The following is an 18725-nucleotide window of genomic DNA, read 5'->3' as shown; positions in this document are numbered from 1 at the left end:
TCTTACACAAAAAAATAATACCATTCAGGAGATATCTCATATGACGTTATTTCGAGTAGTTGGTCGCCCATTGGTTTTACCCCTTGCCTTGTGTGTCGTGCTGAGCGGCCCAGTAATAGCGGATGATGGCTGGTTTGAAGATTTTGATGTGTCTTTTAACGGCTTTGTTCGTGCGGAGATCGCGGGGAGTACCAGCGGCGAGGAAAATCCGAACAATCAAGGCGGAAACCTTCAGAATAATCAGAATGCTTCACGTCAATCATTTCTGCCACCTGCGCTTAATCCTCTTAGTGGCGTTGGCAGTTTGCTGGGCCTGGGTGGCGTGGGGGCATGGGGAACTACACCGCTGCCCTTCGCGGATACGGTAAGGCGCGGTGATTTTGTAAAGTCGACGTCGAACGATTTTAACTATGCTGTAGTTCGTACAGAAATTGAAATGAATATGCAGTTCAATTATGAGTGGAGATTCATTGCCAGGGTAAGAGCAATGTTTGATCCGGAAGTGTATGACGCATTCGATGCGAATGATGTGGCGGGATTTCAAGGTGGGTTAGAATCTGGCCCGCATGCAAACTCAGCGCTGTATGAAGGTACTCCCAGCTACTTTGATTACCTTGCCGACCAGGGTGGTAATCCAAATCCACTGGAGTGGACCGGAAGCAACTATCAAGTCTATTTTCCTACGTTCTTGCTTGAATACGCCTCGGGCGATTTAAGTTTGCGTTTAGGTAATCAGCAAATTGCCTGGGGACAAGCCATCTTCTTTCGAGTCTTTGATACGCCCAATGGTTTAGATTTACGGCGCCATTCCCTGTTAGATAGAGGGCTGGAGGAATTTTCAGACAAGCGTGTTCCCATGTTGTCTCTGCGTGCGACCTATCAGCTGAACAGCGATATCTTACTGGACGCCTATGTTGGTCGCTTTCAGCCTTCGGTATTCGGCAACCCGAATACGCCATACAATATAATCCCGTCTCAATTCACGGTTCACGACACCTATGAATCAGGTGGCTACGACGACAAGATCTCTGGCGGATTCCGTCTTAAAGGTGATTACGGTCAGTTTGGTTGGCAAGCATCTTTTGTAAGCCGATATGCTACGGAGGGAACATTTGCCTGGACCAAGTCCGGCGTAAATAAACCGCTGAGCGGATTAGTTGGAAGTGTAATCAACACCGCGTACAACGCTAAATTACCTGCCAACTCCGTCGCTTGCCCAATCTATAACTCAGCTACCTGCAGACTTTATGGCGATTCCGGTGAGGCGATGGCTAACTCATCGTTTTCGGTCAATCCTGGCGGCGTGTATTCGGCTGACGAGTGGTTCCAATATGCAGCACTGGCAAGGCTGGATGCAATCGGAGGTTTGAATGCCGCAGTTAACGAGTTTGACGGTGCTCGCGATATATATGCTTCTGTTGCAGGAAATGTCAGTGAGTCAGTTGCTGAGCTCAACACCTTCTTCATTGCCGCCGGTGGCAGTTTGCGCGGGCATATAGAGCGCACCTATCATCGCGAGAACGATTTCGCCTTAGGTGCCAGTTATGTAAACGAAAGTGATAACAACTTCCTGAACCAGTTAATTTTTAACCTAGAAATTCAATATACCCCGGAGCGCACATTTACAAACCCGACACTATCGCGACAAGCAATTAAAGAGGATGAATACACAGTGGCGATCGTGGTAGATAAATGGCATCGCTTTTCCGAGAGTCTTCCCGGTACGTATATCGTTTTTCAAGCCTTGACAAAAAATCGAAGTGATCTGGTGGGGCGTCACCTAAGTGGCTACGGCCGTGTTGGTCTCGACAGTTTGTCTCCCGGTGATACAACAACGCTAAAAGATGCCAAGACCGGTAATGCAAGCTACATCGTGTTTGGCTTCCTGCAGCCGACTGCCAATAAGATATTTGAAATTGAGTTGGCGACATTGATTGATCTTGATGGCGGCATACTGTTTCAACCGGGCGTGCGATGGAATCCTGGTAGAGGCTTAACTGTTGAAGCTTTTTATAACCACATCGATGGCAATGTGTGGGGCGACAACCCAAATACCAATATGATTTCATCTCTTGATTTTGCAGATGAACTCTCCTTGCGGGTAACCATGCAGTTTTAATCTGGCTCGATATTTACAATTTCATGGGAGGCTTTGGCCTTTCTTTGGTCGGAAGCAATTGCTTCCGACCCTTTTTTTGTAAGGATTGAGAATGCATTTATTAAAGTGGTCATCGAGATTAAATCGCCGGGAATTCCTGCGCTACGGCTCTGCGTTTGCCGGTGCAGGCGTGTTGGCGCCGCTATGGCCGACTATTGCGTCTGCCGGAGATGTCAGTAAGGCCTATCCTGATGAGCTACTTTCCATTGAGGTGTACACAAAAGGCAAAATCAAGGTTGGTGATTATATTACCGCTGAGAATGTTGAATATGTAAAAGATCTACTAGATCCCGCAAAGTTTAAGCATGTTTCAGAAATGGGCCGCAGGTTAAAGGTTGTTGCAACAACAACTGAATGGATGAATATGGGACCTTGGGAGTATCAGAACGCGACCCTATCAAACCAGGGTTTAGCCAAGTTTGATAAAAGCGGCAATGTCACCATTGCCGATGGTAGCCCCTGGATTGGAGGGCATCCATTTCCTGCAAGCAGTTCGGCACTGGAACTTTTCGCTGGATTGACCTTGTCGTGGGGTCGGCACGATGCAAATCTCTTTGCGATGAAGGAAGTTGATATAAATCCTTTGGGTGAAATAGATTATAAGTATGATTTGGTGTGGGCTGAGCTATCTCCAGTCGGCAGATTGGTATTGGAACCGAAACCCTATTGGCCAGAACATCAAAGTAAGTTGCGATTCAATACCGTTGTTTACACTTCGCCAGAAAGTGAGCGCGGAGCCTCTTACCTTAATGTGTGGCCATATGATCAGAATAAATTTCCCGATTTATACGGCTATGTTCCTTACTTTAGACGAATTCGTCAGTTCCCCACTAACCAAAGGTTTGAGCCACTGGTACCTGGGTCGGCGCTGTATCTGTCTGACGCATGGGCGGCAGGCGATCCCTTGCACACATGGGGGAACTACAAAGTCATTGGTCGTCAGCCGATGTTGGCCGGTGTGTCTGGTGGCTGGAATGCCGAGCATGATAACTGGGAACATGGTGTCCACGGCGGTCCTAAGGGCGATAGCTTTTTTGATAGTGTTGTAGAGATGGTCCCAGAGGCAATTGTCTGCGAAGCGGAGCCGATAGGGTTTCCCCGTGCGCCTATTAGTAAAAAGCGGGTGTGGTTTGATGCCAGAAATCAAATGCCGCTAGCGATGGTGACCTTTGACCGAGCCGGGCTTCCATTTCGCTCATTTGATGGTTGCTACTGTCAATTTATAAACGGTAAGAAAAGCGTAATGAATGGCAAGCACCCTTATTGGTCATGGGCCTACTTTCACGCCTATGAGTTTCAGAGCGGGCGGATTACTAGGGTTGAACACGTAAAGGAATTAAAGGGCGGACATAAAAGCTCGGTTAATGACGCAGATATTTTTCAGCGCTACTTAACGCATTCCGCCCTGTCTAGGCTCGGTCGTGTCTAGCGTGGCGATGTTTCTAAAATTACAGAATTGAGATGGATGCAATGAATTATTACAAGGCAAGGACTGATGATACTGTTCACACGATTCGCTCTTTAATTAGGAGTTGTCAGCTTGGCAGTTTGCCTATCTATCAAGATGTTGATGAGTCTCTAATTACTGAGGTCATCTCAGGTGCGGCGGCTTTTGCTGAAAAATTTGTGGCGCCTATCAATAGGGACGCAGATAGGGATGGGTGCTATATAAATAACAATGAAGTTGTGGTGCCGGCGTGTTTCAACAATCTCTATCAGGATTATATTAAGGCCGGTTGGCCGGCTGTTTCATGTGAGCAAAGTCATGGCGGACATGGTTTGCCAGGTTTGGTTTCCTGTGCGGTGAATGAAATTTTTATGGCGGCTAGTCTGAGTTTCTCTCTCGTATCGCTATTGTCTCAGGGCGCGATATCGGCGATCAAAAAGCACGGCAATGAGTCGCTGAAAGCCCAGTATTTGTCGAAACTTGTATCTGGACAATGGACTGGGACGATGAATTTGACTGAGGCGCAGTCGGGGTCTGATCTCAGTACCGTTCGGGCTGAGGCCTTACCTTGCGGTGATCACTATTTAATTAAAGGTCAGAAGATTTTTATTAGTTGGGGCGATCATGGTATTGCAGAGAATATCGTTCATTTAGTGCTGGCCCGAGTTAAAGGCGCATCTGATGGTGTATCAGGTTTGTCACTTTTCATTGTGCCAAAGTATTTATTAAATAGTGCCGGTGAGCCGGAGCATCGAAACGACGTATTCCCCATATCAGTTGAAGATAAATTAGGTATTCATGGTAGTCCTACCTGTGTTCTGGATTTCGGCGGAAATAGTGGTGCGACTGGATTTCTGGTAGGGGAGGAAGGGCGCGGTCTTAGCTATATGTTTACGATGATGAATCACGCCCGAATTGGTGTGGGGCTCCAGGGTGTCGGTGTGTCGGAGCGGGCTTATCAAGGCGCATTGGCCTACGCAAAAGAGCGAGTCCAGGGCGGACGTGAAATTATTCATTATCCCGATGTGCGCAGGATGCTTATGCAAATGCGTGCCTTAACCGAAGCCGCTCGTGTGATGGCTTACTACGCGTATGCACAACAAGATATTGCCGATGCTGATAGTGATGACGGCTTTGCGGCAGCTCGCATTGCGCTGATAACGCCCTTGGTGAAGGCCTGGTCTACTGAGATCGTAAACGAAGTCACCTCCTTGGGCATTCAAGTGTATGGCGGCGCGGGCTTTATTGAAGAGTTCGGTGCAGCGCAGCTATATCGTGACGCCCGTATCTTGGCAATATATGAGGGTACCAATGGCATACAGGCGCTCGACTTCACAAAACGGAAAGTAATACGCGACGGCGGCAGTGAAGTAAAACGAATGATTCATATGATGCGGACAGATGCATACAAATTTCAGCGCTGCGAAAGCGATATTTCTGATATGGGCATGAATTTAATGGAGGCCGTCATGGTGCTCCAGACCGCTACTGATTGGATCTTGGCAAACAAGGGCGATGATGACTTCATTGAAAGCGTCGCGTTTGATTACTTGATGCTTACCGGCTATGTCTGCGCCGGGTCCCTGGTTTGTGATAAGGCGATGCTATCAAGTGCAATGCCATCTGATAGCAGCGACGTGGATTATCTTTCGGCCAATATTTCGATAGCCGGCTTTTATATCAATAAAATATTGCCACGGGTTCACGCTCATTGGATTGCTATTCGCGCTGGCTCAGAAGATGTTATGGCCTTGTCTATCGCGCAGTTTTAATTACCTGGTTTTTACAATTGCTAGTTAGCCCTTTGCCGGGTAATGCAGGCGGGAAACTTCCTGGGTGATCAAATTAGCTAAACACGAGTTAGGATATTTTTAGGGAAGATATTTTAAAAATGAACAACGAAGCAGAATTCAAAAGTTTTAAATTTAATGTAGAAAACATGGTTGCTCACATTGTATTAAGTAGCCCGGAAAAGAGGAACTGCTTAACACGTGACTTCTGGCGTGAACTGCCATTGGCGGTTAAATACGCCGAATCTCGGGGTGATATTCGATGTATTTTAATTCGGGCCGACGGCGCGATGTTTAGCGCGGGTATTGATCTGGCGTTACTAGATTCTCTAAAGGTGTTGGGAAGTGAGCTAGACGTGTCGCGACGTGCTGATTATCTCCGCCGCACGATTTTGTCGGTGCAGAACTCTATCTCCTGCCTTGAACAGACTCCCATCCCTGTCGTCGCGGCGATTCAGGGCGCCTGTATTGGTGGCGCCCTGGATTTGGTCTGTGCTGCCGACATTCGTCTTGTAGAAATTGGTACGACATTGACACCGCTGGAAATGGATCTTGGCTTTGTTCCCGATTTAGGGACGGTTCAGCGTCTGACCTCGACCTTGCCTTATGGTGTAGTCGCTGATTGGCTAATGGATTGTCGATCCTTAACTGGCAGTGACGCGAATAGTATTGGTTTCGCCTCCCGCATCGCTCAATCTCCGCAAGAGCTGACGGAGCTAGCGAAGAATTTGGCCGAGCGAATAGCGCGACGTTCACCCATTGCGGTTCGCGGTGCAAAAGAAATAATGAAATTTACCAAGGCCTACGGCGTTGAAGCCAGTCTCAGATATACGGCGGCATGGCAGTCCGGTGCATTCCCCGGCGACGATATTAACGAGTGCTTTGATGCAAGACGCGAAAAGCGGGCGCCAACACATGACATGATGGTGGATGATCGAAGTTTATATGGAATAGAAGACAAGGGACGTGGGGATATTACTTGAGGGTTAGAAATTGTAGTATCGCAAGCAAATAATTTTCTTATTGCAGGTTATATGATCATCTCTAATACTGACCAGGTGGCTAGTGAATGTTCACACACGTCTGACTTGTCGCTCAGAATGTAGATCAGGAATAACTCCTCTATTTGTCGAGTGTGGTCTATCAGATTAAGATAGCTAAAAGGCTGGAGAGTCATTATTTTATCCGTAAGCCTTGCTTGTTGAGTTGTTAGTCTAGTAGCGCCGCAGTGTGTAGTGAGAATATTGGCAGTATCTTGGTCGCTAATAATTTTGCCTTGTTGGGCTGTTGTTGACGGGATGCATCGTTAGGTTCAAGCTAAAATCTTTGTGTTATGTCATCATCTAAGCGAAATGCATTACATCGGCTGCGATGAAACTTCGTGACGAAGTATATTTTTTTTGGATGAAATAATATGACCCTATCACGCGCACCGCTTACGCGGGGCTGCCCAGAATTTTCGCGTTTTATTGCTGGCTTTTGGCGACTTAATCACTGGGGTATGTCGCCTCGACAGCTGCTTGCTTTTGTTGAGCAGTGCGTAGAGCTCGGTGTGACCACTATGGATCACGCTTTTGTTTATAGTAGTGAAAAGCCTTTTGGCGATGCTCTTGCTATAAAGTCAGAACTCCGGCGGCAGGTGGAGATTGTCACTAAATGCGGAATCCGGCCGGTGGGCTTTGGCCCGCTCGGTGGCACTGCAGTTAACCACTATGACTCCAGTTCGCAATCAATTATTACCAGTACAGAAAATTCTTTGCGCGAGTTGCGCACCGACTATATCGACCTTTTATTGATACACCGCCCAGACTACCTGATGCATGCTGAGGAAATCGCCTCGGCGTTTGATACATTGCTTTCGTCGGGTAAGGTACGCGCTGTGGGTGTTTCCAATTTTAGCGTGCAGCAGTTCGCTTTGTTGCAGCAGGCTTGTGACCAACGCTTAGTGACAAACCAAGTCGAGTTTTCTCCGTACAACACTGCCGCGTTGGACAGTGGCTTGTTTGAGCAATGTCAGACTGGTGGTATCAGCCCTATGCTTTGGTCTTGTCTGGCAGGGGGGCGCTCATGACACCGTTCGATGACAAGGGGTGGCGTGTTATGTCTGCGGTGCAGGAGGTTCAGGATGAGGTGGGAGCAGAAACGGCGGAGCAGGTGATATATGCTTGGACGCTCGCATTACCTTGTAAACCCTTTCCGCTGCTGGGAACTGGCAAAATTGAACGAGTTAAAATGGCTGCAGGAAGCGAAAATTTCAAGCTCAGCCGCGAGCAGTGGTATCGTATCTGGGAGGCTAGTAATGGCGCTCCAGTGCCTTGATTATTTCTGCTTAGGCAGGCTAAACAAAAAATTGTAGCTAGAATCTGCTTGGCTTAGCGGAGGAGTGTATCAAGGTATTCCTTTTAGGGCCCGTATCTTTGCTAGGAGGTGCAAGGCTCTGCTGCTGCAAGAGTTCGGCGCATTCTTGGGCAAATAATCGCTATTATTGTCGATTAAAAACTGATTGGCCTACGTTTCGCGTTCTATTAATTCTGTTCGAAGCATCTCACTTTCTTGAATTTCACCTTCAATTATTTTCATCAGCTTTGCGACAAGAAGAATGCCCGCAGCGGAAGTGTCTTGCTTAACAGTGGTCAGTGACGGGCTGTGATAAATTGAAATAGGGCTGTCGTCATATCCGCACACGGTGCAGTCAGAGGGGATGCTTAGGCCCTTTGCCTTTAGTGCCGAAAGCACTCCTATCGCCATGGTATCGCTGCCCGCGAAGATTGCATCGGGATGCCAGTCATGTGAATCTAGCCAATGTAGAACGGCATCACGACTGGATTGAAAGGAAATGTCTTTAACTGCCAGCTCTTCCAAAGCACCTTTCCATTCAGAAGAGAAACCTGAAAATCGGAGTTTCATCTCGTCGTGATCGTCTGGCCCAACAAACATGGCAGATGTCCTGCCTAGCTCCGTAAATCTTTTGGCGACTAATTTTCCGCCTCGCTTATTGTTGCTCCCAACTACGCAATATTCTTTCTTTTGCGGCTCTGCTCCCCAAACAACAAACGGAACGCCATTGTTCGCCAGAGAGGTGAGCTCACCTTCCTCGCCACTTTGGCCGAGGAAAATTATACCGTCTACTCCTTTGCTAGAAAGCATTTGTTCGAGAGGTTCGGAGTGGACTGACTGAGTGGAGCAAAGCAGCACGTCTTGACCTTGGTTAGCTAGTTCATTGGAGATATTTCCCAGTAGTTCAAAATGGAATGGATCGGAAATTCGACTCTCTGGAAGGTGCGGAAAGTCAATAACGACAGCGATTACATTGTTTCTTTTGCGCCGGAGATTCTGTGCGCTTCGATTGACAATATAGCCATGGCGTAAGGCAATCTCTCTGATTCGCTCTTTCGTTTCTTCGTTGACTAATGGGCTGCCTTGTAACGCTCGCGAAACGGTGGGGCGGGAGACTCCTGCTAGCCGCGCAATGTCTACCATGCCTATAGGACGCTTTTTGTGTGTCATGGAGTTATTTCATTTCCCAGTGTTTGTTAAGCAGATTTGCGATGGATACGCGATATTTCTATTGTGCTTGCCCAGTACTTATACGCTATCAGTTTCAAGAAAGGTTGTCTGGTGGTTGCTATTTGTAATGCTGCGGTTCCGATTAGCTTGGTAGTTGCTGATAGCTGGGGTGCTTCCCTGTATCTCCGAGCGGTATCGATCAAATGCATCTGCGAACGGGAATTGTATGCTCAAATGCACAGGTTTGCAATTTAGGGGTTTTTTTATGGGGAATGGTTTAATTGTATGGCGGCGTTAAATCTGTTTTTTTTAATAAAATATATGTAAAACAGTTAGTTAATTATAATATTGAGGCTTGTAGTGTACGGGTTATTACGTAATTCCGCCTTATTGCAATCGTGTGCATTAATTGTTAGATTGTGCTCACTGTTATATGGCTGTCGATCATGTGTGGTGTGTGTAGGTGGGTGCGCTTCTTACGTCATCTGTGTGTCGAATAACTATAATTTAAAAGATTGGAGTTCATTGTGCGTTCGATTCTTTCACTTAAAGGCTGGCGTTTACGGGGTTTTATGGCGGTTTCCGAGATACTGGTCGCGCTTCGACTTTTTCCTGGCGGGGCAAAAGTGATGCAAATGCCTTTGGAAAAGCGTGCGGCTATGGGGCCTTCTCCTTGGATGCTCCTTCCGATCCCCGAAGTGACCGTAGAGCGAGGAAGCGTGAACGGTCGGGAGTGCGTAATTCCGGTGAAAAAATTCCTGCCCAAGGTGAGTAGTGATCGAGCTTGCCAAATACTGTTTATTCACGGTGGAGGCTGGTTTGCCGGAAACGAAGATTCGCTGGATTATCTGTGCACTAATTTGTGCGACCGGCTGGGTCTAGACGTGACCTCTGTTGGATATCGCCTAGCTCCCGATTTTCCTTTTCCCGCCGGATTGAATGATTGTGAGGATGTGTTGAAAACTATTGCCGTCGATGGGCGTTCGGTAATTGTTGTTGGCGACAGCGCAGGCGGCAATCTTGCTGCCGCGCTGTGTCTCAAGGCAAGAGGGGAGGTCAAAATTGAGCGACAGGTTCTTATATATCCCTTCCTTGATGGCACCTTGCAATCGGCGTCGATAGACCCTCCGCGTCTTGGTTTGCGGCGTGAAGATATGGTTGATATGGTCAATGTGTATAAGGGTAATGCGAAGGCGAGCAACCCCTATATATCACCGATCTGTTCGACTGACCTTTCGGCACTTCCTCCAGCGTTGATCATAACCGCTGATTGCGATCCTTTAAGAGATGATGGATCTAGGTATGCGGATTGTCTTCGTGAAGCGGGTGTGCCTGTGCGATACGAAAACTATCTGCGGATGCCGCATGGCTTCTTGTCGTTAGCCAGCATATGTTCAGTCGCGCCTGAGGCGATTGATTTGATCGTTGGAGAGTTGCGTTAATGACTCTATCGCAATTACTGGAATTTGAATGGCGCGTTGCTGATAAGGCGACGCTGGGCGTGTCTGGTATCACCGCCATCGAAGCGAGGGTGGCACATGCCACCCGGTTGCGAAAATCTCAGCGTTATCCGGAAATTCCGTCTGTTAATGAACTGCATTTACCCGATTCAGCGCCAGCGAAGACGGTTATTCCCAGTCTAGCTTCTCCCGGCTTGTCAAGCCCATTGGTAGAAGAGGCTCGGATTATAGGGCTGTATGACGACTATAAGCCTATTTCAGATTTTACCATGCGGTCTGTGGATGAAAACTTTACCAAACATTGGGCGCGGAAATTCGCACTAGTGGACTCACGTGGCGCCGAAAGGCGGCGAGATGTGTTAAAGGCCTATATTGACAGTGCGTATGGACCCGAAGAGCCGTTATCCATCGCCCCCAACGGTCTGTTTAAGCAGCGAGTTACGTTGCAACACAGTGACATATTAATTGTAAATGCGTTTGATTATGTTGAAGCGCACTGGTCCAAACTTTGCAAGCTATCGTCTGGCGTCGCTTCGGGCTCCCTGATTCCCACGCCTTACCCTTTTCTAATTCCTGCAGGACGATTCCTAGAGTCATACTATTGGGATACAGGATTCAGCATCGATGGGTTGATCCTCACCGGTAGGTTGGAGTTAGCGCAAATGCAAGCGGAAAATCTGCTTGAACAGATAAGGCATTTTGGATTTGTGCCCAACGGAAATCGCGATTACTACCTAACCCGATCTCAGCCGCCGTTGTCCAGCCGACTGGTTCGTTCAGTGGTTGAGGCTACCCAACGAAAGGCAAAGGAGAGTAATGATAAGTTACTTTCTGAAAAACTAAGGCATTGGGTTTCAGATCGGGCTGTCCCTTTGCTTGCCGGTGAGTTCGATAATTTTTGGTCTGATGAAAACCGACGATTTGATCGCTCTTACGGGCTTCACCGCCACTGGGATGAGCTTGATGTTGAGCGTCCAGAGCGGTATGGGAAAGATGACGAGGCGCTGTTAGGGAAGAGTTTGCGAGATGTTAGAGCTATGGCGGAATCGGGGCTCGATTTCACTGAGATATTTAACGGCGATTCCGCTCGCAACGAAATTACTAATTTTGCGCCAGTACTTCTGAATGCGCTTCTGGCAGGGTTTGCCTCAGATGTTGCTTGGCTGAGCAGATTCTGTGGTCTGGCATATGAATATGAGCGGTTCACGGCGATTGCATCGGCGCGTAGGTCGTCTATTGATAGGCATTTATGGGATGAAAAGGCAGGCTATTATCGCAGTCTGAATCTGTCCAATAAGCAGTTTAGTCCGGGAGTGGATTTTACAACGTTTGCTCCGCTGTACGTTGGGGTCGCGTCAAAAAGACAGGCGCGTTTAGTTGCCATGTCATCCAGTGAGTTATTACGACATGGAGGGCTTGCAAGCAACACTGTACGCCCCACAGTTCATCAATGGGATGGTGGCAATGGTTGGGCGCCAGCTCAAATGATGGCTGTTGCTGGCTTTTTGAATTATGGCTACACCGAGCAAGCAAAAGATATTGCTAATCGATGGACCAGAACATTGGCTGAAATTTTCCATAGGCACGGTGGCTTTTACGAGCGCATCGATGTGGAGCATTGCGATCTGCCTGAAAGTAATCGCCATCAGTATCCTGTGCAGGAAGGCTTCTTGTGGACCAACGCCAGCTTTGTCTGGATGCTGAATAAAGTGCTTGGCTTTGAACTTATCCACGCTAGTGACGAGATCGCCGCGGTGGTCGGATTTGATTGATGAAAATAATAATTGGGAGTTAAAAGTGATGAAATTCCAGATGAAACAGTTCGGTGTCTTGATTGCATTTTTTATTTGCGTGCCATCCGTCTACGCTCAAAAGAAGGTGTCAGATGGGAAGTCACAAGCAAGTAGTACTCGTACTATAGAAGAAATTATAGTTACTGCGACAAAACGAAGCGAAAATCTCAGAGAAATTGCGGCCAGCATTTCCGCATTTTCAGGTGAGGATCTCGAGGCGCGAGGGGCGCAAGATGCCGCGGACATCATTAAGCTTGTTCCAGGGGCTAATATGACTTCGACGGGGGACAGTCCAGCGCGAGTCACCATCCGAGGAATCTCGTCAGATATCGGAACGAGTTCCACGACGGGGATTCTCTTTGGCAATGTGTCGTTCTCTGATACTTATGTGCCCTTTGTATCGTTGGATCCTAATCCGTTTGATATGCAGTCAGTTGAGGTGTTGAAAGGGCCTCAGGGAACACTCTATGGTGCTTCTGCCCTTAACGGCGCTGTCCGCTACGTTCCGGAAAGACCAAGCTTTGAAGGGAATGAGTTGAAATGGTTTGCGCAGCAGACTTCGATTAAAGGTGGTGCTAAGGAGCCGACTTACGGCGCTGCGCTGAATGCGCCTATTGTATCGGACAAGCTGGCACTGCGTGCGATGGCGTTTAAACGCACTGCGCCGGGATATGTCGATAATCTACAGCTAGGCCAGAAAGATGTGAATGAAATCGAGCAGGAAGGCGGACGTGTGTTGCTTGCTTTTCAGCCCACTGCCAAGTGGGATACGTTGTTCACTGCTGCGTGGCAAGATACCTTGAAGAAAGACGTGGGAATTGTGGACTCAGACAATGGTGCATTGGTGACCAGAAATCGGCCGCGCAGCAGCCCAGATGATACCGACTACAAATTAGCAAATCTTTCATTGAGCTATACTTGGCATTGGGCAGACTTCGTCTACGACGGTTCTTATGTCGAAAAGACGGGCGACAGGTTTTTTGATGCCTCCTCGCGGGTTTCAGGCAGCGGAGACTTGGCATTGCAAGCACAAGCTTATACTGGTGAATCCGAAACAACAGGTCACGAGTTTCGCATTGTGTCCAACGATGAATTCAACCAGGATTTCAAGTGGACGATTGGCTACTTCGATTGGAAACAGGATATTCAGACTACACTGACCGTACCAGTTGCTGTTGACGCTCCTTTTGTTTTACCTATTTTGGATTTTCTTTCTCCACTGCAATTGCAGAGCAGTGACCTTTTTACCGCGCAAGGTAACCCTATTGTTCTTGGATCGGTTGCAGATGTAGTGGTTGAAGAGCAGGCTATTTTTGGCGAGATTAGCTACCGATTAACCAAGGATATTGAGGTAGCGGTGGGTGGCCGGAAGTACAAAACCACGTCGGGTGGTGACAATAGACAAAATGGTCTATTTGTTTTGACCCAACAAGGTTCTCCCAATTTTACCTTGTCAGGCCGTGTTGAGGAGGACGGATTTAATCCCAAGCTTTCTGTCACATGGAACGTCACTGACGAGATCCTTACTTATGCTTTAGCGTCTAAAGGCTTCCGAGTTGGCGGCGTTCAGTTTGGAGTGACTACGCCACTGTCTCAAAATTCGGCACCAGAAACGTTTGAGTCTGATACGTTGTGGAATTACGAGCTAGGTATTAGAACAGAGTGGTTTGACAACACATTGAGATTAGATCTGACTGCGTACCAGGTCGATTGGGATAAGCCCCAAAGTTTACAGCCGGATGCCTCTGGCTTAGCAGTCTATATCGACAACGTCGGCGGTGTGGAAAGTAAAGGTCTTGACGTGGCAGTACAGTATCTTTTTCCTTGGGCCGGTCTGATGCTGACATCTTCTCTATCCTATGCCGATACAGTCACTACCGCAGAGTTTTCTACCTCTGATGGTACTGCAATACCTTCGGGGTCTCGGTGGCCTCTTGCACCCAAGACACAGTCAGCCACCACACTATCGTTTCAACAGATCTTCGGTAACTGGACCGTTGGAGGGTTTGCAAGCTACACCGCTATTGGATCAACTCAGCCCTTCTTTAATGGCATGGAAATTTATGGCTATCATCAAGTCGACTTGCAGTTAAGCCTGTCGAATGAAAGCTACAAATGGCTCCCAAAAATTTCGCTTATAGCAAATAACGTTACTGATGAACGTGGGATTACCAACGCATTTACCTCTGGGCTTCCAGTGCCTGAGGCTGCGGCCAATGAGTTTTATTATATTACTCCCATGTCATTTAGCGTGCGCCTATCTGGCAGTTTCTAATAGCGATAGAAGTTAGAGGTCAATAATATGAAGTTAAGTAAAAGCTACAGTTGTGGGGATGCAGACCAACCGTTAATTTACGACACAATTGGGAATTATTTCAATCAAGTAGCAGATCGGTTTCCGGATGAAGATGCGTTGATAGTGCGGCACCAGAACGTCCGCTGGAGTTATCGAGAGTACCGATATGAAGTTGATCGCCTTGCGAAAGGTCTATTAGCTCTTGGTATTCAACCCGGCGATCGAGTGGGTATTTGGGGGCCTAATAGTTTTGAATGGTGTGTTACCCAATTCGCGACGGCTAAAATCGGCGCCATCATGGTGTGCGTTAACCCTGCTTATAGGCTTTTCGAACTTGAGTACGCCCTGAATAAAGTAGAGTGTCGTGTGCTTGTCACCGCCGAGAGCTTTAAATCCAGTAACTATCTGGATATGCTCAATGAGCTCGGCCCCGAAATTAAATCAGGTGATGCCTGTGCGCTAAAGATCGAAAAATTGCCGCATCTCGACATGATAATTCGTATGGGGACAGAGCTTACGGACGGTATGCTTAACTTCCCCGCTGTATGTGGGATGGGTGGTGAGGTTGAGTCTCATCGTTTGTTGACGCTGGCGCAAGATTTGCGCCCAGATGATCCAATTAATATTCAGTTTACGAGTGGCACTACTGGGCGGCCAAAGGGAGCCACGCTGACCCATTGCAATATTCTTAACAACGGCAACCTGGTCGGACGTGCCATGTCTCTGAACGAGCATGATCGCTTGTGTATTCCTGTTCCGCTCTATCACTGTTTTGGTATGGTGCTGGGCAATCTCACCTGCGTCACCAGTGGAGCCGCGGCGGTTTTTCCAGAGTTAGCTTTCGATCCGGTATCCACATTAGAAGCGGTGCAGGAAGAGAAGTGCACGGTATTGCACGGCGTCCCTACCATGTTTATTGCCGAGCTAGATCATCCTAGCTTTTCCAGCTTTAACCTCTCAAGTCTGCGTACCGGTGTGATGGCTGGTGCGACATGTCCAGAACAAGTCATGCGGCGGGTGATATCAGATATGAATATGGAAAATATCTTAATTGCTTATGGGCAGACCGAACTCAGTCCAATCAATCTGATCACCAAGCCCGAGGATTCATTGCGCAACCGAATCGAGACTGTTGGGCGGGCCGTTCCACGAATTGAAGTAAAAATAGCTGATGACGACGGTAGGGTAGTAGAGGTTGGGGAAAAGGGCGAGGTATGTACCCGTGGTTATTCGGTGATGCGTGGCTATTGGAATGATGAAGAGAAAACTCGCGAAACCATCGATACTGGCGGTTGGCTGCACTCTGGTGATATCGGTGTTATGGACGAAGATGGCTATGTACGTATTGTCGGACGAACCAAGGACATGGTGATTCGGGGCGGCGAAAATATTTACCCGCGTGAGATCGAAGAGTTTCTTTATACCCATCCGAAAATTCAGGAGGCTCAAGTGTTTGGTATTCCTGATGAGCGAATGGGAGAGGAAGTGTGTGTTTGGGTTAAATTGAAAAATGGAGAGGGCATGGATAGCGAAGAGTTGCGGGCCTGGTGTAAGGGGAAGATCGCCCACTTTAAGGTGCCTCGCTATGTTCAGTTCGTCGACGACTATCCTATGACGGTTACGGGAAAGATGCAGAAATTTAAAATGCGCGAAGCCATGTCTGAAATGCTCGATGAGCAAAGACTTGAAGTTTGATATCACGACTCGTGAAAACCTTTGACGAATATCTATTTAACACCGCGATTGGATTAAAATAATATACGGAGATTTACAGTGATTGATCCCGAAATAGCCCCGTACATTCCACCGAATGTCGATATTGACACTGTTAGCGTAGACGCGCTTCGAAGCTTTAGCATTGAGTACGCGCAATCGCAGCCTAAACTTGAGCTGAGCCGAGTGGAAGATATGTCGGTCGAAGGTTTAGCTGGGCCGATTCCCATTAGAGTCTATTACCCATCCGATGTTGAATCTTTGGGAATGATTGTATTCTTGCATGGCGGAGGCTGGTGTATGGGCAATCTAGATACGCACGATGCGGTTTGCCGTCAACTTTCTCATGTCACCGGGTTTGCGGTCAGTGCTGTTGACTACAGATTAGCTCCGGAGCACAAATTTCCTGCCGGATTGCAGGACGCAGAAGCCGCAACTATTTGGATACTGGACAATGCGGCAAGTTTGGGATGCGATCCCTCTCGAGTGTTGATTATGGGTGAGAGCGCGGGAGGAAATTTGGCGGCTGTTATTGCTCAAAGGCTCCGCGCTAGATTGCGTTACCAAGTACTGGTATTCCCAGTGACAGATTTTTCTATGCCGTTTCCATCGTACCAGCGTCATGCGAAGGCCTTGGGGCTTACTACCGAATCGGCACAGTGGTGCAAAGAGCAATACTTGGCCAATCCCGAGCTGGATCAGCTTAACCCCGATGCTTCTCCATACCTGCGAGTTGATTTAAGCGATTGTCCGCCTGCATTTGTGATGACCGCTGAAATAGATCCTGTTTGCGACGACGGTGAAGCCTATGGAATGCGGCTTGTCGAAGCTGGTGTTCCTGTAACACTGAAGCGTTACTTGGGTATGCCTCACGGGTTTCTCGTGTTGCCATACAGTCTGCGTAAAATAAAAAATATATACGATGACATTGGGCGCATGCTTGAGCGCGATGTTGCGAAAAATAGATAAAAATTTCTAATAACTGCCGTTTGATATAGTGCCAACTGGAGAAAACTTAGTGACCCAAGAACTTACCCCTGGGGCAAGGCTTACTCAACTTGCTAGCCTGCATCCCGACAAAACCGCCCTGATCTTTATTAAGCAGGATGGCAGTCATGACTTACTTACGACTGGCCAGTTGGAGCGTTGGGCTAATAGGGTAGCGCGCCGGTTGTCGGAATATGATGTTGTGCCAGGCAAGTTTGTTGCTATTCATTTCCCGAATTGCCTAGAGCATGTTGTCGCGACGTTGGCGATCTACAAATTGGGTGCTTGTCCAATGCCACTGGCCTATCGTCTTCCGGATTCTGAGAGAGATGCAATGATTCAGCTGGCTAGCCCAGTGGCTATTTTCAGTGATGTCGAGGCACTTTCGGGTATAAGTCGCGATGAAATGCGCCAAATTCAGAATTCTGATCGCTATCTAGATTCATCACTGCCAGATGCGATTCCACAGCCATTTAAGGCGATTGCGTCCGGCGGTTCCACGGGAACGCCTAAATTGATTGTCTCTCCTCTGGCGTTCTATTTTCCGCCAGAAAGCCATCCGTTTGCTTTATTAATGGGTATTGCTAGTGAGGACGTCTTCTATTCTCCGGGGCCGTTATATCACAATCAAGCTTTTTTATTTACGCAAATTGCTTTGTTTGCAGGAGCAACTGCAATCATCAATGAAAAGTTTGATGCTGATCGCTGTTTGAATGCCATTCATGAGTTGGCGCCGACTATTGTCAGCGTGGTACCTACGATGATGCTGAGAATGGCTCGATCTGAATTTTTTCAGAAGTGTAACTTTGCCAGTATCAAGCGTGTTTGGCATATGGCGGCTCCTTGTCCGGAATGGGTTAAGCAGATTTGGCTCGAAAAGATCGGTGCTGAAAAACTTTATGAACTTTGGGCGGCGACGGAGAACACCGGCATCGCGGTGATTACGGGTTCCGAATGGTTGGAGCGCAAAGGTAGTGTGGGCCGGGGATTTAATACTGAAATCAGAATTTTGGATGAGAAACGTCGTCAGCTGCCTTGCAATGAGGTTGGTGAGATATTTACCCGCTTTGCAAAAGGTGGCGCGCAATACTGCTATCTCGGCGCTAAGCCTTTGGAAACTCTTGAGGACGACTTCGCCAGTGTTGGTGACTTGGGTTACGTTGATGATGAGGGCTATCTATTTCTCACAGACCGCAGGACAGACCTCATTATTTCGGGAGGTGCAAATATTTATCCTGCAGAAGTTGAATCAGTTATTTTGCAAATGCCGGGAGTTGCTGATGTCGTTGTTATTGGTTTAAAGGATGATGATCTCGGGCGCCGTGTACACGCGGTAATTCAGACAATTGCGGGTGAGGATGCACCTAGTTTTGAAGAGCTAAGTGTCTATGTGAAGGCTAATTTGTCGCTTTATAAAGCGCCGAAAAGTTACGAAATATTGGAAGCTTTACCTCGGGATGAGGCGGGGAAAATTCGCAGAAGCAAACTTCGCGATGAGCGCGGAGGATAGTTGATTGCTTTGTGGACTCGGCAATACGTAGTTTTTCATAGCTGTAGTGTCGTCGAATTTTCAG

General features: G+C 47.8%; 13 protein-coding genes. 12 read left to right on the top strand and 1 reads right to left on the bottom strand.

Annotated elements, in window-relative coordinates:
• Nucleotides 1–40: 40 nt before the first annotated feature.
• The 6 genes from KXJ70_RS15755 to KXJ70_RS19455 all read left to right on the top strand — a co-directional run bounded on the left by KXJ70_RS15755 (nt 41) and on the right by KXJ70_RS19455 (nt 7714).
• Entirely contained in the window at nt 41–2119 is a 2079-nt protein-coding gene (locus KXJ70_RS15755) for a DUF1302 family protein (protein WP_219044488.1), read from the top strand.
• A gap of 91 nt (nt 2120–2210) precedes the next feature.
• Complete coding sequence (locus tag KXJ70_RS15750) at nt 2211–3587, top strand: DUF1329 domain-containing protein (protein ID WP_219044487.1); 1377 nt, start codon at nt 2211–2213, stop codon at nt 3585–3587.
• 41 nt (nt 3588–3628) lie between these two features.
• Nucleotides 3629–5377, top strand: coding sequence for an acyl-CoA dehydrogenase family protein (locus tag KXJ70_RS15745; protein ID WP_219044486.1), 1749 nt, complete (start codon nt 3629–3631; stop codon nt 5375–5377).
• A 119-nt stretch (nt 5378–5496) separates the two neighbouring features.
• A complete protein-coding gene (locus KXJ70_RS15740) occupies nt 5497–6378 on the top strand; it encodes an enoyl-CoA hydratase-related protein (RefSeq protein WP_219044485.1) in 882 nt (293 codons plus the stop codon).
• A 431-nt stretch (nt 6379–6809) separates the two neighbouring features.
• Nucleotides 6810–7466, top strand: a complete 657-nt coding sequence (locus KXJ70_RS15735; RefSeq protein WP_255558516.1) for an aldo/keto reductase — start codon at nt 6810–6812, stop codon at nt 7464–7466.
• Nucleotides 7463–7714: a hypothetical protein gene (locus tag KXJ70_RS19455; RefSeq protein ID WP_255558515.1), complete on the top strand. Its 252-nt coding sequence runs from the start codon at nt 7463–7465 to the stop codon at nt 7712–7714. Before KXJ70_RS15735 ends, KXJ70_RS19455 begins: the two co-directional genes overlap by 4 nt.
• Nucleotides 7715–7903: 189 nt before the next feature.
• Here KXJ70_RS19455 and KXJ70_RS15730 read toward each other — a convergent pair whose 3' ends face one another.
• On the bottom strand, nt 7904–8902 hold the full coding sequence (locus KXJ70_RS15730; protein ID WP_219044484.1) for a LacI family DNA-binding transcriptional regulator: 999 nt from the start codon (nt 8900–8902) through the stop codon (nt 7904–7906).
• Nucleotides 8903–9429: 527 nt separating this feature from the next.
• On the opposite strand from KXJ70_RS15730, the gene KXJ70_RS15725 reads away from it, so the two are divergent.
• From KXJ70_RS15725 to KXJ70_RS15700, 6 genes are all read left to right on the top strand, one after another.
• On the top strand, nt 9430–10344 hold the full coding sequence (locus tag KXJ70_RS15725) for an alpha/beta hydrolase (RefSeq protein WP_219044483.1): 915 nt from the start codon (nt 9430–9432) through the stop codon (nt 10342–10344).
• Nucleotides 10344–12134 carry a trehalase family glycosidase gene (locus tag KXJ70_RS15720; RefSeq protein ID WP_219044482.1) on the top strand — a complete coding sequence of 597 codons (1791 nt, stop codon included), beginning with the start codon at nt 10344–10346 and terminating at the stop codon, nt 12132–12134. Before KXJ70_RS15725 ends, KXJ70_RS15720 begins: the two co-directional genes overlap by 1 nt.
• Nucleotides 12127–14430, top strand: a complete 2304-nt coding sequence (locus KXJ70_RS15715) for a TonB-dependent receptor (protein WP_219044481.1) — start codon at nt 12127–12129, stop codon at nt 14428–14430. Before KXJ70_RS15720 ends, KXJ70_RS15715 begins: the two co-directional genes overlap by 8 nt.
• 27 nt (nt 14431–14457) lie before the next feature.
• Complete coding sequence (locus KXJ70_RS15710) at nt 14458–16146, top strand: AMP-binding protein (protein ID WP_219044480.1); 1689 nt, start codon at nt 14458–14460, stop codon at nt 16144–16146.
• Nucleotides 16147–16224: 78 nt separating this feature from the next.
• The gene (locus tag KXJ70_RS15705) at nt 16225–17133 is read left to right on the top strand and encodes an alpha/beta hydrolase (RefSeq protein WP_219044479.1); all 909 of its coding nucleotides are present in this window, start codon (nt 16225–16227) and stop codon (nt 17131–17133) included.
• A gap of 49 nt (nt 17134–17182) precedes the next feature.
• Complete coding sequence (locus tag KXJ70_RS15700) at nt 17183–18661, top strand: AMP-binding protein (protein ID WP_219044478.1); 1479 nt, start codon at nt 17183–17185, stop codon at nt 18659–18661.
• The last annotated feature ends 64 nt before the right edge of the window (nt 18662–18725 follow it).

Source organism: Zhongshania aquimaris (genome assembly GCF_019312595.1).
In the GTDB taxonomy this organism is placed as follows: Bacteria; Pseudomonadota; Gammaproteobacteria; order Pseudomonadales; family Spongiibacteraceae; genus Spongiibacter; species Spongiibacter aquimaris.
Note: the sequence above shows the minus strand (reverse complement) of the source record. Positions and strands in the feature narration are given on the sequence as shown.

Coding starts and splice junctions, on each gene's coding strand:
- KXJ70_RS15710 (WP_219044480.1), top strand. CDS start 14,458: ATGAAGTTAAGTAAAAGCTACAGTTGTGGGGATGCAGACCAACCGTTA.
- KXJ70_RS15745 (WP_219044486.1), top strand. CDS start 3,629: ATGAATTATTACAAGGCAAGGACTGATGATACTGTTCACACGATTCGC.
- KXJ70_RS15735 (WP_255558516.1), top strand. CDS start 6,810: ATGACCCTATCACGCGCACCGCTTACGCGGGGCTGCCCAGAATTTTCG.
- KXJ70_RS15720 (WP_219044482.1), top strand. CDS start 10,344: ATGACTCTATCGCAATTACTGGAATTTGAATGGCGCGTTGCTGATAAG.
- KXJ70_RS19455 (WP_255558515.1), top strand. CDS start 7,463: ATGACACCGTTCGATGACAAGGGGTGGCGTGTTATGTCTGCGGTGCAG.
- KXJ70_RS15730 (WP_219044484.1), bottom strand. CDS start 8,902: ATGACACACAAAAAGCGTCCTATAGGCATGGTAGACATTGCGCGGCTA.
- KXJ70_RS15740 (WP_219044485.1), top strand. CDS start 5,497: ATGAACAACGAAGCAGAATTCAAAAGTTTTAAATTTAATGTAGAAAAC.
- KXJ70_RS15750 (WP_219044487.1), top strand. CDS start 2,211: ATGCATTTATTAAAGTGGTCATCGAGATTAAATCGCCGGGAATTCCTG.
- KXJ70_RS15755 (WP_219044488.1), top strand. CDS start 41: ATGACGTTATTTCGAGTAGTTGGTCGCCCATTGGTTTTACCCCTTGCC.